Origin of the sequence: Rouxiella badensis (genome assembly GCF_002093665.1) — a bacterium.
Classification (GTDB): Bacteria; Pseudomonadota; Gammaproteobacteria; order Enterobacterales; family Enterobacteriaceae; genus Rouxiella; species Rouxiella badensis.
The window spans coordinates 76,752-93,094 of record NZ_MRWE01000006.1 but is presented as its reverse complement, the minus strand read 5'-3'; the positions used below and the strand labels follow the sequence as shown (position 1 = coordinate 93,094).

Genomic DNA, 16,343 nt, shown 5'->3' with positions numbered 1-16,343 from the left:
CGTGCTGGCTCACAAAGCTGAAATATTTGCATGCAAGAATGAAGAAAAGTCCCTTGAACGGGCTTTGTGTATCTCAGATCAAAGCCTTGCCCCAGCTGAAGCCAATCGTTTGCTTAAAAACCTGCGACTGAGACTATGCCAAGGGGGTAAAAACAGTTTACACTGTTGCCCAGAACCCATCTGGGGCGTTTTTTTTAAGTTTGTTGAGTCAGGAGATGCAGATGTTAAAGCGTGAAATGAACATTGCCGATTATGATGCCGAGCTGTGGCAGGCAATGGAGCAGGAAGTTGTACGTCAGGAAGAACATATCGAGCTGATCGCTTCAGAGAACTACACCAGCCCACGTGTTATGCAGGCTCAAGGCTCACAGCTGACCAACAAATACGCCGAAGGTTATCCGGGCAAGCGCTACTACGGTGGCTGCGAATACGTTGATATCGTTGAGCAACTGGCTATCGACCGCGCGAAAGAGCTGTTCGGTGCTGACTACGCAAACGTTCAACCTCACTCCGGCTCACAGGCTAACTTCGCGGTATACACCGCGCTGCTGCAACCGGGCGACACCATTCTGGGTATGAACCTGGCACACGGCGGCCACCTGACTCACGGTTCTCCGGTTAACCTGTCCGGTAAGCTTTATAACGTTGTGCCTTACGGCATCGACGAAAGCGGCAAGATTGATTACGAAGATCTGGCGCGTCAGGCAGAACTGCACAAACCAAAAATGATCATCGGCGGCTTCTCTGCGTTCTCCGGTATCGTTGACTGGGCTAAAATGCGTGAAATCGCTGACAGCATCGGCGCATGGTTCTTCGTTGATATGGCTCACGTAGCGGGTCTGATTGCCGCAGGCGTTTACCCTAACCCGGTTCCACACGCACACATCGTGACCACCACCACGCACAAAACTTTGGCTGGCCCACGCGGTGGTTTGATCCTCGCTAAAGGCGGCGACGAAGACCTGTACAAAAAACTGAACTCCGCGGTGTTCCCGGGTGGTCAGGGCGGTCCTCTGATGCACGTGATCGCAGGTAAAGCCGTCGCGCTGAAAGAAGCGATGGAACCTGAGTTCAAAGCTTACCAGCAGCAGGTTGCTATCAACGCCAAAGCGATGGTTGAAGTGGTGCTTGAGCGCGGTTACAAAGTGGTTTCTGGCGGGACTTCCAACCACCTGTTCCTGCTGGACCTGGTTGACAAAGGCCTGACCGGTAAAGAAGCCGACGCTGCACTGGGTCGCGCAAACATCACCGTGAACAAAAACAGCGTGCCTAACGATCCTAAGAGCCCGTTCGTAACCTCTGGTGTGCGTATCGGTACCCCAGCTGTGACCCGTCGTGGCTTCAAAGAAGCTGAAGTTCGTGAACTGGCTGGCTGGATCTGCGACGTTCTGGACAATATTAACGACGAAGCGACCATCGAGCGCGTTAAGCAAAAAGTTCTGGATATCTGCGCACGTCATCCTGTGTACGCATAATCTTCCTGCTTTTTTGCCTGAAAAACCACGTCCCCGGACGTGGTTTTTTTATGGCCGATTTTTTATATTCAGGCTTCCCGCAGTGTAATCCGGCGTTTTCTCCCTATCATTCAATAGTTCTGTCGAAGCAGGCTAATGCGCCTCCAGCAATGAGCGAATTCTCTTTCTTTCTTCCTTGGTCAGCGGCAGCTGGGTAAAAATAATCAGCGGATCGGCGTCGATAGTCTGCGTGGGGTAAGGGGTCACTATCATCGCAACGCCGCTCGGCGCACCCTGTTGATGAAAATCATCCAGCGTCTGGTATTTGATATTCAAAGGTATCAGTGTCGCCTCACGAATCTGTTGCTCTACCGCCTGTTCAAGTTCCGCATCAGCGTCGGTCAGCAGCAGGATCTGCTTCTCCTGCAATGCGTTGCCCTGCATGAGCCAGGCGCCAAAAATGACCGCCACCAAGCCGACTTCCTCATCGGAAAAGGTTATCTGATAAGCGTCTTTGAAACCTTCCAGCGCGTCGCGGGTGGTGCGCATCAAGCGCGGGTACATGCGATTGACCTCGTCCTGCATCTGGCTGTCCACGGTGATAGCAAAACGGCAGCGTTCAATCGCCGGCCCCAGATGGGCAAATAGCTGACTTATCAGCCCCTCGTAACTGCTAAATCTCATACCTGAGACGTCTTGAAAATGCGCCACCAGTTCTTCAATCTCGCGCATCAGTTTTCGGTCTTCGTCCGACCCCGAACTTTCATAGCTGTGATTTTTAATCAGCCTCAGCAGCAGCGTAATGAAGTCGCGTTCACATTCGGCAATAGGTTCGGCGCACAGGGTTTGAAGCTTGTCGAACACCAGTGAGGCCGCGATATATTCCGGTTTGTCGTGCAGCCACAAACGTTGCTGGTCGGTGAATTCAAGCTGCGTCGGGCTGATATTCTGCCACAGGCAAATCTGCAAAAAGAGGCGCAGGAACTGTTCATCGCGTCCGGTGAACTCACGGTTCAACTGCTGACTCAGACGCTCGATAATTCGGGGGAATTGCTCCTCATAGTGGACATTATCGACGTTGGGCATTTGGCTGAGGAGCTGCTTTAACTGCGGGGAGAAACGGCGGTTAACAAAATCTGGGCTACTGCGTATTGCTCGCCGCAGGCCGTCAATCAGGCAGATGCGCTTATCCAGAAGGCTGCCATATAGCTGACAATGCTGTTCGCCGGTCACGATGATTTCCAGCCGATGCAGGCGCTGAACGTCGGCCGATAGCTGCGCTATATCCTTCTGCGTAGTCGGTAGGTCCACACCGTTGATTTGACCGACGTTCTCCAGTTGTACCGCCTCTAACGGCGCATACAGCATCAACAATAGATTGCAGCGACGTTGTTGAGCTGAGAGCTCAGGCACAGGGGAGGTGTCCAGGCTCATATCACCTTCTGTATTCGCATTATTGAAAATTCTTCAATAGCATAGCAAACCATTGCTGTTTCAACGCGGTACGGCGCGGGCTTTTACACCGGCTTACAACTCAGATCACAGATATTTATCGTGAGTAGCTTATTTGCTTTGTTTTAAAATGTTACTTTATAACAAATTTTGTGAGTTATTGGTTTTCGGACACCCTTTTGGAACAGCAAAAATCGCGCCCGATGAAAAAATATCATGCCCTGAAAACAGCCTGTCGACTAACAGGCATTGCGCTATTAGCGGCCGTCTCGACGTCTGTGTTTGCGCATCCGCACAGTTTTATCGATATGCAAACGACTCTGGTGACCCGCGACAAAAATTTAATTGGCCTGAAAATGGTCTGGACGATGGACGAGATTACCTCCGCCGACCTGTTGTATGACGCAGGCAAGGCAACACCGGACTCCGTAGTGTGGAAGAAACTGGCGGCAGAGGTCATGGCGCGCGTGATGGCTCAACATTATTTCACCAATGTCTATCGCGACGGCAAGCCGGTTAACTATATGCGTCTGCCGAGCGAATATACCCTCTCGCGCAGCGGCGACAAGGCGGTGCTGGAGTTTGTTATTCCGTTGGCCGAGCCTGCGCCATTAGCGGGCAAGCCGCTGCTGATTTCCACCTTCGACCCAAGCTATTTTGTCGATATGACCTACAAGGGCGCACAGGCGTTGCATCTTCCGGCTGACGCGGCGGCGGCGTGTAAAATTTCGCTGTTTACCCCGGCCCCCAACGCGTCGCTGCAGGCCTACGCCTTATCGCTGGATAAGGCCGATGCGCCGCCGGAAGACATGGATCTTGGCCAGCAGTTTGCACAAAAGGTAACGCTTCAATGTCAGTAAAAGATACCCTAACGCAGTCTCAACACCGCGTCGCTGGATGGCGCAGGGCGCTGCCTTTCTGGCCATTGGCGTTTTTTTTACTGCTACTGGGCGTGGCCTGCGGCGTGTTATGGCACTTCTGGCCGCGCATATTGTTAAGCAGCATCATCTGGCAGCGCGACCTGCATCAGCAGCTCGCCAGCATTCTGCAACAGGTAAAAACCCATCCAGCGCAGGCAGGCCTCAGCCTCACGCTGTTTAGCCTTTTTTATGGCGTAATCCACGCGATAGGGCCGGGGCATGGCAAGGTCGTGATCACCACTTATCTCGCCACGCATCCCTCACGTCTGAAAAACAGTCTGCGGCTAACCTTTGCCTCTGCCGTCGTACAGGGACTGGTTGCGGTATTGCTGGTTACGCTAGTGTTAGGCGTCCTGCAATTGTCCTCACGTCAGCTTCATCAGAGCAGCTCCTGGCTGGAGAAAGGCAGCTTCGTTCTGGTCATACTGCTCGGCGCTATCCTCTGCTGGCGGGCGATTGGCAAGGCAATCGCCGAACTAAAGGCGGCGCGCAGACGCCAGGTTTTATCTTCGTCTGTGGGGATTAAGATTCAGCGGATCCGTCCTGCCACGGAAAATAGCCTGCTGGCGGCCTCTCATCAACATCATGAAAACTGCGGCTGTGGTCATCAGCATGTGCCAAGTGACAGCCAGCTTCAGGCGGGGACCGGCTGGCGTACTCAGGCGGCGGTCGTACTGGCCATGGGGCTTCGGCCTTGCTCCGGCGCGATTATGGTGCTGCTGTTTTCGAAGGTGATAGGCGTTTACATGTGGGGCGTGCTGTCGGCGCTGGTGATGGCGTTGGGGACCTCGCTGACCGTGTCGCTGGTGGGCTTTCTGGTGTTCTATAGCCGTGAACTTGCGGTCAGGCTCAGCGCCAATCGCGCCTCGTCGGGTTGGGTTCCGCTTGTTTGGGCGATGCTCTCATTAACCGGTGGGCTTATCCTTATCGCGGCCGGCGTGATGCTCTATCAGACCAGCGCCTCGGCATTCGGCGGAGGAATGGGGCCGTTCGGACACTGATAAAAGTATTATCAAGAGCTGAAGATAATAAATAAAAATTCAGCTCTTTAATTTATAACACTTTGTTGATTTAAAATATAATCATCTTGCTTACTTTATAAAAATAAGCTTATATTCAAGGCTCGCCGTCTGACTCTTTTTACACCTCTTATTTTCCTGCCTTACCTATGCGGTTTTCTTAACCTTAGCGGCGTTTTCTCTGACTCAGTATTTATTTCGGACTTTATTTATCAATTCAGCTTAACTGTTAAATAGTTATTACCTTTCGTGTTTGCCACAACGTCCGGGGAATACTAAAGATGAAGACTAACGAAAATATACAGTACCTCAGAGGCGCAGCGGCACTGTCCGTGGTGATGGCGCATACACTTTCTACCTTCACGGAGTTTAAAGACGTCGGCGGTTTTATGAGCGTCATATTGAATAATCTGGTGCTGGTGGGGCAGGTGGGCGTCGGGGTGTTTTTTATTATCAGCGGCTATATTATGTCGATGACGACGGTAAATAAAACAGGAGGAGGGGGAAATGCCGGTAAGTTTATTTTCAAGCGCGCGGTAAGAATATACCCAATCTATTTTATATGGACCAGCGTGCTCATTGGTCTATGGTATTTTGGCTTTATACTTAAATCCCATGAGTATACCTCCGGGAAAATAATCGCCTCGTATTTATTACTGCCTTATATCTCATTCAAAGGCGATGTCATTGATCCTATCCTGCGCCAGGGCTGGACGTTAATCTACGAAGCCTTTTACTATCTCGCCTTCGCTGGGCTAATCTTGTTCGACAAACACCGCAAGCGCGGCATCTACATACTGACTGCCTTCTTCATTCTTTTAAATATTTTGTCTGAATTCGTCACTTCTCCCACGGCCCAATCGTTCTTTTCAATTCATGACATCTATCTGTTCGTGGTAGGAATGTTGATCTTTCAGCACCAGCACAGGCTCCTTCAGGCGATAAAAACCAAGGCATCTCGCTGGCTTCTGCTGCTGCTGTTCTGCGTCCTGTTAGCAACGATTACCCTGAAAGATGCCGCAATGGGTGACTATGCCCAGTACGTTCATTATCTCGCGGCGGTCGTTTTCTTCCTCTATATATTTACCGCCAGGCAGGTCTCAGGATGGGTCCTCGAAATCGGCAACTCTTCCTATTCGCTCTATTTAACGCACGGGTTTGTCGCGATGGCCTATGCGGTACTGGCGCGCTCTGGCCGGTTCGGCACGCCAATGCTCATCGTATTAGGCGTCGTCACCTTCGTGGTGGCCGTTATCGTTGGCGAAATATCCTATCGTCTCATAGAAAGGCGGCTTATCTTTAAACGATCCACCGTTGCGCCCGCCGCGTCCTGATGCTGAAAAACAGGCATAAAAAAAGGACGCCGCAGCGTCCCTGTTTCATTACAAACTGATTAGCGCTTCAGCGCTTCGCTCAGTTCGTCACGCATCGCAGTCAGAATACCTTTAACGACGCGCGGGTTACCGGCAACAATGTTACCTGAAGAGAAGTGGTTGTGACCGCCAACGAAGTCGGTAACCACGCCGCCAGATTCACGAACCAGCAGCTCGCCACCGGCGAAGTCCCAAGGCTTGAGGCCGATTTCAAAGAAACCGTCAACGCGGCCAGCGGCAACGTAGGCCAGATCCAGCGCAGCTGAACCCGTACGACGGAAGTCAGCGCACTGAGTAAACAGTTTGCCTACCACGTTGATGAACGGGGTTGCGTGCTGTTTAACTTTGAATGGGAAGCCGGTCGCCAGAATGGTGCCATCGAGATCTTTCGCGCTGGTGCCGCGCAGGCGGTAACCGTTCAGCTGTGCGCCCTGACCACGGGTGGCGGTGAACAGTTCGTTACGCATTGGGTCATAAACTACGGCAACTTCGGTGCGGCCTTTAATGCGCACAGCGATAGATACTGCGAAATGAGGGAAACGTTTAACAAAGTTGGTGGTGCCATCCAGCGGGTCGATAATCCATTGTACGTCTTGGTCTTCACCCACCAATTCACCGCACTCTTCGCCGATGATGGTGTGTTTTGGATATGATTTGCGAATAACGTCGACGATCATGCTTTCTGCATCGCGATCTACGTTGGTAACAAAGTCGTTAGAACCTTTCTGAATGGATTCTACAGAATCAGGCGTTTCGTAATGTTTGGCAATTAAGTTACCGGCCTTACGCGCAGCGCGCACGGCGATGGTGAGCATCGGATGCATGGATATCTTCCAACTAGGATGTTAAAGAACGGGAAACGGCGCGCAGTATAGCAATACTTATTGTAAACGCCAACGACTTTGGGAAGCGCTTTTTTATAACATGCCAACGCCGCACAGCCTAAACCATGACGCGGCCACGGTTTGTGATAAACTGTTGCGATTTTCCGCAACGCTCAGAGTTTGTATGCTACACAATATCCGCATTGTCCTGGTTGAAACCTCCCATACCGGGAATATGGGCTCCACCGCCCGTGCTATGAAAACCATGGGATTATCCAGCCTTTACTTGGTTAATCCACTCGTTAAACCTGATTCGCAGGCGATCTCGATGTCTGCGGGCGCCAGCGACGTTATTGGTAATGCCACTATCGTTGACACACTCGACGAAGCGCTTGCCGGTTGCAGCCTGGTGATTGGGACCAGCGCCCGCTCCCGTACGCTGCCATGGCCGATGCTCGAGCCCCGCGAGTGTGGCGAGCACAGCGCCAAAACGGCGTTGACCGCGCCTGTTGCCCTGGTATTCGGTCGTGAACGCGTTGGCTTAACCAACGAAGAGCTGCAAAAGTGCAATTATCACGTCTGCATTCCTGCTAATCCGGAATACAGCTCACTGAATCTGGCGATGGCCGTTCAGCTGATTGCCTATGAAGTTCGCGTTGCCTGGCTTGCGCAGCAGGAAGCGGCCAAGCCGCAGGTTGAATACGAAGAAACGCCTTATCCGCTGGTCGATGACCTTGAGCGTTTTTATCAGCACCTCGAGCAAGTCCTGCTGCAAGTCGGCTTTATTCGCAAGCAACATCCGGGTCAGGTCATGAGCAAACTGCGTCGTTTGTTCACGCGCGCACGCCCTGAAGCACAGGAACTCAACATCCTGCGCGGCATTTTGTCGTCGGTCGAGAAGCAAAAAAACGATAAAGAATAAGCATTTTCATTCTGTTATAAGGTTGTTTATCAAAGTATTACATGCCAACTTTGCCGGGATAAAATAACCCCGAAAACGATGCATGTAATACTTGAGTAAATTACTAGGTTAAATAGTTGACTAAATTAGTCGGGAATGTCAGACTTCTTTCCATGTTGTCCCCCATTAGTATTTTTTGAATTTCACTGACAGGTAATCATGTTATGAGACTGACATCTAAAGGTCGTTATGCTGTTACTGCTATGCTTGACGTGGCACTGCATTCTCAGGAAGGCCCCGTGCCTTTAGCCGACATCTCTGAACGTCAGGGCATCTCTCTTTCGTATCTGGAGCAGCTGTTCTCTCGTCTGCGCAAACACGAACTGGTTGCCAGCGTTCGTGGTCCGGGCGGGGGTTATCTGTTGGGTCGTGACGCAGTTGAAATCTCTGTCGGTGCAGTCATTACCGCGGTTGACGAGTCCGTTGACGCCACCCGTTGCCAGGGTAAAGAAGGCTGTCAGGGAGGCGAACGTTGCCTCACTCACACCCTGTGGCGTGACCTGAGCGAGCGCATCAGCGGCTTCCTTAATGACATCACCATCGGTGAACTGGTTAACAACCAAGACGTGCTTGAAGTGGCCGATCGTCAGAATAACGACCTGCGCCGCATGCCGAATGGCCGTCCGCAAGAAACCATCAACGTTAACCTGCGCGCCTGATTCGAATTCGTCAGCACCAACCGCAGAATAACCGACCTCAGCCAACGCTAGCGTCAGACAAACCGGGTAGAACAAGACAGAGACTCTTCGTCACTGCAACCTTGTCGCCCGGTTTTCTTTTGTCCTTTTTTTGCTATAGGCACTGCCTGAATAAGCATATTCTGCTCTGAACCTCTTCTGTGGCATGATTTCCCTTTTAACCGGTGGTCAAGCCGTTTTAAACTAGCTCGTATATAAAGAAAGCCGCGTTCATTTTGGCGCGTGCTGTACGGAGCACTTTTGCCATGAAATTACCGATTTATCTGGATTATTCGGCCACTACGCCGGTTGACCCACGCGTAGCCGAAAAGATGATGCAGTGTCTAACGCTGGACGGTACTTTCGGCAATCCGGCCTCCCGTTCCCACCGTTTCGGCTGGCAGGCGGAAGAGGCGGTTGACGTGGCGCGTAACAACATCGCAGAGCTTATCAACGCCGACCCGCGCGAGGTGATTTTCACCTCAGGTGCGACCGAGTCTGACAACCTGGCGATTAAAGGCGCGGCGCTGGCCAACTCGCATAAAGGCCGACACATTGTTACCAGCACGACGGAGCATAAAGCCGTACTGGATACCTGCGAGCAGCTTGAACGCGAGGGCTTTGAGGTCACCTATCTCAATCCGCAGCCAAACGGCCTGCTGGATCTTCAACAGTTGGAACAGGCTCTGCGTGATGACACGGTGCTGGTATCGGTAATGCACGTCAACAACGAGATTGGTGTGATTCAGGACATTGCGGCAATCGGTGAGATGTGCCGCAGCCGCGAGATCCTGTTCCACGTCGACGCCACGCAGAGCGTCGGTAAACTGCCGGTGGATCTCGCCGAGCTGAAGGTCGATCTGATGTCCTTCTCGGCGCACAAGATCTACGGCCCTAAAGGGATCGGCGCGCTTTACGTCAGCCGCAAACCGCGCGTTCGCGTCGATGCGCAGATCCACGGTGGTGGCCACGAGCGCGGCATGCGTTCAGGCACATTGCCGGTGCACCAGATTGTTGGCATGGGTGAAGCCTATCGCATCGCGAAAGAAGAGATGACCGAAGAAGCGCTACGCCTGTCTGCACTGCGTGACCGCTTGTGGAACGGTATTCGCCAGATTAAAGACGTGTTCCTCAACGGTTGTGAAGGCCGGACCGCGCCCAACATCCTCAACGTCAGCTTTGCCAACGTAGACGGTGAATCGCTGATCATGACCCTGAAGGATCTTGCGGTTTCTTCAGGATCTGCCTGCACCTCGGCGAGCCTTGAGCCTTCTTATGTCCTTAAGGCGCTTGGGCTTAATGATGAGCTGGCGCACAGTTCTATCCGTTTCTCGGTGGGGCGTTTTACCACCGAAGAAGAGATCGATTACAGTATTTCGCTTATAGAAAAATCAATAAGCCGCCTGCGTGAGCTTTCTAACGCTAATCATTGAAGATAAACCTAACAAATTTGGAGTGTAGTCATGACGACTAAAGCGACCACTAATGATGTAATGCCTGTTCTACTGTCTTCAAAACCTGCGGACGCGCGTTGGGGCGAAAAGGCCCTGTTAAGTACTGATTCTGAAGGTATTACTATCCATTTCACGGCTGAAGACACGCTGACCTCAATTGCACGCGCCGGGCGCCGCATTGATGGCCAGGGCGTGAAAAAAGTGAAGCTTGAAGGGGCAGGTTGGGATCTCGAAAACAGCTGGGCGTTCTGGCAGGGCTTCCGTGGTCCTAAAGGCACGCGCAGCGTAGAGTGGGCCGAACTGTCTGAAGCGGACACCGAGAGCCTGCAACAGCGCCTGAAGATCATCGACTGGGTGCGTGACACCATCAACAAACCGGCTGAAGACTTGAGCCCGGAAAAACTGGCTCGCAGCGCGGTTGATCTGCTGTGCGAATTTGGTGACTCGATCAGCTATCGCATTACCAAAGGCGATGAGCTGCGCGAAAAAGAGTACAACGGCCTGCATACCGTAGGGCGTGGCTCTGACCGTCCACCGGTTCTGCTGTCTCTGGACTACAACCCTACCGGTAACCCGGAAGCGCCTGTTTTCGCGTGTCTGGTAGGCAAAGGCATCACCTTCGATACCGGTGGCTACAGCCTGAAACCCAGCGCGTCTATGGACTCGATGAAGGCCGATATGGGGGGCGCGGCGACGCTGACCGGTGCACTGGCGCTGGCCGCCGCGGGCGGTCTGAACAAACGTGTGAAACTTTACCTGTGCTGCGCTGACAACATGGTAAGCGGCAACGCACTGAAACTGGGCGACATCATTCACTATCGCAACGGCAAGACGGTTGAAGTAATGAATACCGATGCTGAAGGCCGCTTAGTGCTGGCCGATGGCCTGATTGATGCCTCCAAGCATAATCCGACGCTGCTGATTGACGCGGCAACGCTGACCGGCGCGGCAAAAACCGCCCTGGGCAACGACTACCACGCGCTGTTCAGCTTCGACGATGCGCTGGCTGCCGAACTGTTGTCCAGCGCTGCCGAAGAGCACGAGCCGTTCTGGCGTCTGCCGCTGGCTGAGTTTCATCGCAACCAGCTGCCGTCAAACTTTGCCGAGCTTAACAACATTGCAGGCCCTAACTACGGTGCCGGTGCCAGCACAGCTGCGGCATTCCTGTCTCACTTTGTGAAAAACTACAAGAAAGGCTGGCTGCATATCGACTGTTCAGCAACCTACCGTAAGAGCGCGGCTGACCAATGGTCTGCGGGCGCTACTGGCCTGGGTGTGCGTACCGTTGCTAACTTGCTGTTAGCCAAAGCGAAATAACTATGAGCGTCCCGCACGATATTCCTGCTGCCTCGCAGCAGGATGAAAATGAACTTGAGCGTTTGCTCAGGCTTTCTGTGACACAGGCGGCGTATCGCCCAGCTTTCTATCAGAAGCTGCTGGAGTCAACGGTGTGGGTTTTGGGCGATGCCGGGCAGGAAGCGTCAGAAATTCAACAGGATATCTCTGCCGGTAGCGAGCTGAATCTGCTGCACTGGGAAAAACAGGATGGCAGTTCGATCATTCCTGTGTTTTCGTCGGTCGAGGTGCTCGAGCGTGCCGTCGCGGGAGAAAGTGAAGACGAACAGTCTTTCGTCGCACTGCCAGCGCGTATCCTCTTTGAGATGACTCAGGGTGAAGAGCTGTTTCTCAACCCTAAGTCAGAATACGGCAAAGAGCTGTATCCAAGCGAAATCACCATGCTGCTTAACACCGGGGGGCTCGCCGCACCGGCCGAGCTGACGCTGGACGCCGAAAGTCAGCTGCTGATTGGTAAGCCGGAACAATACCCTTCGGCGATGGTTGACGCGCTGACCACGCTTTTTAGCCAGAAGAAGCCGGTTCGCCGTGCCTTCCTGGCGTTGATCCACGACAAGGCCGCTGACCCGCAACCCAATCTGCTGGTTGGCGTCGAGGCTGACGGCACCGAGGCGGAAGTTGACGCGTTGATCCGTGAAGCGGGCAACGTCGCGGCTGAAACCTCGCCAGACGACAGCCCGGTAGATTTCTGCATTGTGAATGAGAAGGAGAGGGGGCTGAGCCATTATCTGGTGAGCCATACTCAGCCTTTTTATCAGCGCAAGTGGGGAAGCTGGCTACGCAATATCATTCCTTCGTCGGGCAAAGCCTGAGATAAGGTATCCCGCTAAAGGCCGCCACTGTGCGGCCTTTTTATTACTCTTACCACCCGTGGATAATCGGCCACAGCGCCTCAATGTGTTCACTTCCATCGCGTATGACGGCGAATTCACCGTGCTGGCTGACCGTTGCACAGGCGTGATTAGGCAGGATACGCACCCGACTGCCGTAGGGGAGATAAGGCAGCGTTTGCTGGCTTCCCGGACGCAGCGCCACAATGCCGTGCTCCTGGTTAGCGTCTACCATCAGAAGATCGCCCAGCGGATTGCCAGCCATATCGCACACTATGCCGTAACGCTGGTCGACCGCCTGCGCCGCCGTGCCTCTGTCGCGTGACATCGCCATCCAGCCGGCATCAATCATTATCCAGCCTTTTTCACGCTGGTGGCCAATCACCGTGGCCACTACAGACAGCGCGATATCCGAGGTTTGGCAGACGCCCGCGCCGGTCATCACCAGATCAAACAGCGTGAAAACGCCGGCACGAACCTCGGTAACGCCGGTCAAGTCTTTGCTGAAATGCGCGGTCGGCGTAGAGCCGACGCTGACGACCGGACTCGGCAGACCCGCGTGACGCAGTGCATCGGCACAGGCCACGGCGGCGGCGCGCTCTTTCTCTGCCATCGCCTGATGTTCCTCCAGGCTCTTGCAGTGATAAGACTCACCGGCATGAGTGATAATGCCGCGTAGCTCAGCGCCGTCGTGATGCAGAATGCGGCCGATTTCAATCAGCAGATTGTCGCCCGGCGCTACGCCGCTGCGATGACCATCGCTGTCGATCTCAATCAATGCCGGGATGGCGATGCTCGCCTGGCGGGAGTAGTCAGCGACGGCACGCGCCTGCTCCAGGCTGTCTAAAATCACGCTGATATCGGTGCCGTCTTTTAGCAAGGCAACCACGCGGGCCAGCTTTTGCGGTGCGATACCCACGGCGTAAATCAGATTTTTGCATCCAGCGGCGGCGAACACCTCTGCCTCTTTCAAGGTGGAAACCGTGGCCGGCCCGTTACCCTCAGTAAGGATCAAACGCGCCGCCTCAACGGATTTTACGGTCTTCAGGTGTGGCCTCAGCGGCACGCCGAAACTGTCGGTGTGTTCGCGCAGTCGTGCAACGTTGCGTTCCAGCTTGTCGCGATTAAGCAGCAGAAAAGGCGTTTCTTTGTCGTGAATGCTGACGCCGTTCAACGGGGTATTATCAGTCATAGTCTGGGCCTGGCTAGCGATAAAAAGTCATAAAAGACCGGCATCAGGCACCGGCGTTATCCAGCGCATTCAGGATGGCGGCGGCGATAAACAAATCCTGTAGTGCGACGCCTGAGCTGTCGAAAATCGTAATCTCTTCGGGACCGCGGCGGCCAAAAGCGTTGCCAATAATGACGTTGCCGATAGCCGTAATAGATTCATCATCGTGTTCCGACACCCTGGGCGCATGCTGAAACTCGCCAAGGGTGCGCGACTGTTCAGGCAGGTCGGCAAACAGCCTGGCGCGTGCAAAGAGTGCGGGCGGGAGCTCCTGCTTGCCCCTGGCATCCGACCCCATGCTGGCAATATGGGTACCAGGCTTGACCCACTCTGCCTGAAACAGCGGAGTGGTTGAGCCGGTCACGGTCACAATGATATCAGCGGTCCGGCAGGCGGTTTCAGCATCGCTAACCCCCGCGTTTACCCCTTTCTCTGCCAGAGCGTCACAGAGCGCTTCGGCTTTTTGCCGGTCTCGATTCACAATCAGCACGTCGGTAATAGGGAAGCGCTCGAGCAGCGCCTCGGCCTCGTACTTTGCCTGATGTCCGGCACCAAAAAGGACCAGCCGCGAGGCGTCCGGACGCGCTAAATAGTGTGCGGCAACTGCATCGGCGGCGGCGGTGCGGAAAGCATTAACTTGCCCACCTTCGAGCACCGCGTTCAGTGCGCCGGTGTCATCGTCAAGCAGCAGTATGTAAGAGTTGTGGCGCGGCAGCCCGTGTTCGCTGTTTTTTGGCCAGTAGGTGCCGACTTTTAATCCGGTCAGCGGGACGTTCACCGACTGGGTCGCCGATTTGACCGTAAAGCGGGTGCCTGGCTCTGAGCCGTGACCGATAACCACGGGAAAAAGCGTGCTGGCGGGCGATGCGGTAGCCACTAACGCCGCCTTTATTGCCTCGAAGGCAAGCCGGTGAGTGACAACTGGACGACATTGCTCTGCGGAGATAAATCTCATCGCGCTGTCTCTTGAGTATTGGCATGCTCGGCTAGCAGGTGCGCGAAGTTGTCGAGGTCGACGTTACCGCCGCTGATGACGACGCCGATACGTTTACCGCGCAGGTTCTCGGCATTGGCACGCAGTGCGGCCAAACCCAGGCAGCCCGTAGGTTCAACGATAAGCTTCATGCGCGAGGCAAAGAAGGCCATGCTGTCGACCAGCTGCGCATCGGTGGCGGTGTAAATATCGTCCACGTCGCGTTGGATAATCGAGAAGTTAATCTGGCCGAGCGACGGTGTCTGTGCGCCGTCGGCAATTGTTTTTGGCGTGCTGATTTTGACGATACCGCCGCTGCGAAACGACTGTTGCCCGTCGTTACCGGCCTCTGGCTCAACGCCATAGATTTTACAATCTGGGGAAAGGGCGCGTGCCGCGAGCGCAGAGCCTGCCAGCAGACCGCCGCCGCCGAGCGGCACAAACAGTGCGTCCAGCTCACCTACCTCTTCAAGCAGCTCTTTTACCGCAGTGCCTTGTCCGGCAATCACCGGCGCGTAGTCATAAGCTGGAACCACCGCGTATCCGTGCTCTTGGGCCAGTGCGTGAGTGATAGCCTCGCGGTCCTGCGTATAGCGGTCATATTCAACGACTTTGGCACCGTATCCCTCGGTGGCGGCACGTTTGGCTTTAGGCGCATCCTTTGGCATGACGATGGTCGCCGGGATACCCAGCAGTGAGGCCGCCAGCGCGATACCCTGCGCATGATTGCCGGAAGAATAGGTGATCACGCCTTTTTCACGCTGTGCTTCATCGAGCAGTGCCAGTGAGTTAAAAGCTCCGCGAAATTTGAATGCCCCCATGCGCTGAAGGTTTTCGCATTTGAAAAAGACCTCGGCACCCAAGGCTTGGTTAAGGATACTCGACTGCATCACTGGCGTTTTATGGGCATAGCCCTCAATTCTTTTTGCGGCGGCTAAAACATCATCAAAAGTAGGCAGTGTATTCATTTCTTCCTCAGAATTTAACGTCGTTATACAGCGTAGCCCTTGATACGCCGAGATGCTGGGCGATGGTGCTTACCGCTTTGCGAACCTCGAGATAACCGGCCTCTTTTAATTCGGCCAACAGTTGGCGGCGCTCTTCGGCCTTCAATGCCTGTGGCGCTTTTGAGCGGCTGGCGGAAAACTTGTCGATGTGCTCACGCAGGGTGTCGGCATTGGCCGGATCCAGCGTCTCAGTGATATCGACACTCCCTGTCTGGCAAAACTGCGCCAGCATGCTTTGCATTTGCCCAAAAAGATTGAGATCGACATTCATGCACAGTGCTGCAACGTAGCGGCCCTGTGCATCTTTAATGCCGATTGAGGTACTTTTGGCGCGACGTCCGTCTGCAAAACGGTTGGCGTAGTTGGCGAGAACCTGCGGATACTCGGGGTCGTTGATGCGCGCCAGACCCAGTTCGGTGGCCGGTGCGCCAATCTCACGGCCCGAGAGATTATTTTGAATCGACAGGATGGCGTGCTTGGGGTCCAGCAAGTCGTGAACCACGACCTCGCAAAAGGGCGCAAAGGTTTCGCCGATGCCTTTGGCTATCTGCTCGAGCTGGCTTAAAAGCGCCTGATTGGCCTGCTGTTCGGGTGTCTGTTTTTTCATCATTGACAATTTATCTAGTATTATACAAATCGTCAATTTTTTACTGTTCCTCCCTTCAGGCCTGAATTCGAATTTGGGAGATGTGTTCCAGCATAAAAAGCAATTAATGTCTTTCGGTTAGTTTTTGCGTACTGCGGTAACGCAATTTTTCAAAACATGTGGTTGTATTTCTAAATCGGCTGGCGCATGTTTATTCGCATTCAGG

At 53.8% G+C, this 16,343-nt stretch carries 15 protein-coding genes; 9 read left to right on the top strand and 6 right to left on the bottom strand.

Annotated elements, in window-relative coordinates:
* Window positions 1-221: 221 nt before the first annotated feature.
* Entirely contained in the window at window positions 222-1,475 is a 1,254-nt protein-coding gene (gene glyA, locus BS640_RS05375; protein WP_017490203.1) for a serine hydroxymethyltransferase, read from the top strand.
* 132 nt (window positions 1,476-1,607) lie between these two features.
* On the opposite strand, the gene csiE is transcribed toward glyA, so the two are convergent.
* Complete coding sequence (csiE, locus tag BS640_RS05370; RefSeq protein WP_084912138.1) at window positions 1,608-2,888, bottom strand: stationary phase inducible protein CsiE; 1,281 nt, start codon at window positions 2,886-2,888, stop codon at window positions 1,608-1,610.
* Between the two features lie 221 nt (window positions 2,889-3,109).
* Between csiE and BS640_RS05365 the strand changes: the two genes are divergently transcribed.
* From BS640_RS05365 to BS640_RS05355, 3 genes are all read left to right on the top strand, one after another.
* Window positions 3,110-3,766: a DUF1007 family protein gene (locus BS640_RS05365; protein ID WP_084912137.1), complete on the top strand. Its 657-nt coding sequence runs from the start codon at window positions 3,110-3,112 to the stop codon at window positions 3,764-3,766.
* Complete coding sequence (locus tag BS640_RS05360; protein ID WP_139802775.1) at window positions 3,757-4,827, top strand: nickel/cobalt transporter; 1,071 nt, start codon at window positions 3,757-3,759, stop codon at window positions 4,825-4,827. Before BS640_RS05365 ends, BS640_RS05360 begins: the two co-directional genes overlap by 10 nt.
* Before the next feature lie 299 nt (window positions 4,828-5,126).
* A complete protein-coding gene (locus BS640_RS05355; RefSeq protein WP_084912136.1) occupies window positions 5,127-6,179 on the top strand; it encodes an acyltransferase family protein in 1,053 nt (350 codons plus the stop codon).
* A 59-nt stretch (window positions 6,180-6,238) separates the two neighbouring features.
* On the opposite strand, the gene suhB is transcribed toward BS640_RS05355, so the two are convergent.
* The gene (gene suhB, locus BS640_RS05350) at window positions 6,239-7,042 is read right to left on the bottom strand and encodes an inositol-1-monophosphatase (RefSeq protein ID WP_017490199.1); all 804 of its coding nucleotides are present in this window, start codon (window positions 7,040-7,042) and stop codon (window positions 6,239-6,241) included.
* A gap of 184 nt (window positions 7,043-7,226) precedes the next feature.
* Between suhB and trmJ the strand changes: the two genes are divergently transcribed.
* From trmJ to sseB, 5 genes are all read left to right on the top strand, one after another.
* Entirely contained in the window at window positions 7,227-7,964 is a 738-nt protein-coding gene (gene trmJ, locus BS640_RS05345; RefSeq protein WP_084912135.1) for a tRNA (cytosine(32)/uridine(32)-2'-O)-methyltransferase TrmJ, read from the top strand.
* A 203-nt stretch (window positions 7,965-8,167) separates the two neighbouring features.
* Window positions 8,168-8,662 (top strand): Fe-S cluster assembly transcriptional regulator IscR, encoded by a 495-nt coding sequence (iscR, locus tag BS640_RS05340; RefSeq protein ID WP_017490197.1) that lies wholly within the window; start codon window positions 8,168-8,170, stop codon window positions 8,660-8,662.
* 284 nt (window positions 8,663-8,946) lie between these two features.
* On the top strand, window positions 8,947-10,113 hold the full coding sequence (locus BS640_RS05335; RefSeq protein WP_017490196.1) for an IscS subfamily cysteine desulfurase: 1,167 nt from the start codon (window positions 8,947-8,949) through the stop codon (window positions 10,111-10,113).
* A 30-nt stretch (window positions 10,114-10,143) separates the two neighbouring features.
* Complete coding sequence (pepB, locus tag BS640_RS05330; protein WP_017490195.1) at window positions 10,144-11,451, top strand: aminopeptidase PepB; 1,308 nt, start codon at window positions 10,144-10,146, stop codon at window positions 11,449-11,451.
* A 2-nt stretch (window positions 11,452-11,453) separates the two neighbouring features.
* Entirely contained in the window at window positions 11,454-12,302 is an 849-nt protein-coding gene (gene sseB, locus BS640_RS05325; protein WP_084912134.1) for an enhanced serine sensitivity protein SseB, read from the top strand.
* Between the two features lie 49 nt (window positions 12,303-12,351).
* On the opposite strand, the gene BS640_RS05320 is transcribed toward sseB, so the two are convergent.
* From BS640_RS05320 to BS640_RS05305, 4 genes are read right to left on the bottom strand one after another with little or no spacing between them, the layout of a single operon-like run.
* The gene (locus BS640_RS05320) at window positions 12,352-13,512 is read right to left on the bottom strand and encodes a DSD1 family PLP-dependent enzyme (RefSeq protein ID WP_017490193.1); all 1,161 of its coding nucleotides are present in this window, start codon (window positions 13,510-13,512) and stop codon (window positions 12,352-12,354) included.
* Between the two features lie 43 nt (window positions 13,513-13,555).
* Window positions 13,556-14,506: an ornithine cyclodeaminase family protein gene (locus BS640_RS05315; protein ID WP_017490192.1), complete on the bottom strand. Its 951-nt coding sequence runs from the start codon at window positions 14,504-14,506 to the stop codon at window positions 13,556-13,558.
* Window positions 14,503-15,492, bottom strand: coding sequence for a threo-3-hydroxy-L-aspartate ammonia-lyase (locus BS640_RS05310; RefSeq protein WP_084912133.1), 990 nt, complete (start codon window positions 15,490-15,492; stop codon window positions 14,503-14,505). The genes BS640_RS05315 and BS640_RS05310 overlap by 4 nt, the downstream gene beginning before the upstream one ends.
* Window positions 15,493-15,499: 7 nt before the next feature.
* Window positions 15,500-16,138 (bottom strand): helix-turn-helix transcriptional regulator, encoded by a 639-nt coding sequence (locus BS640_RS05305; protein WP_169713487.1) that lies wholly within the window; start codon window positions 16,136-16,138, stop codon window positions 15,500-15,502.
* Window positions 16,139-16,343 lie beyond the last annotated feature (205 nt).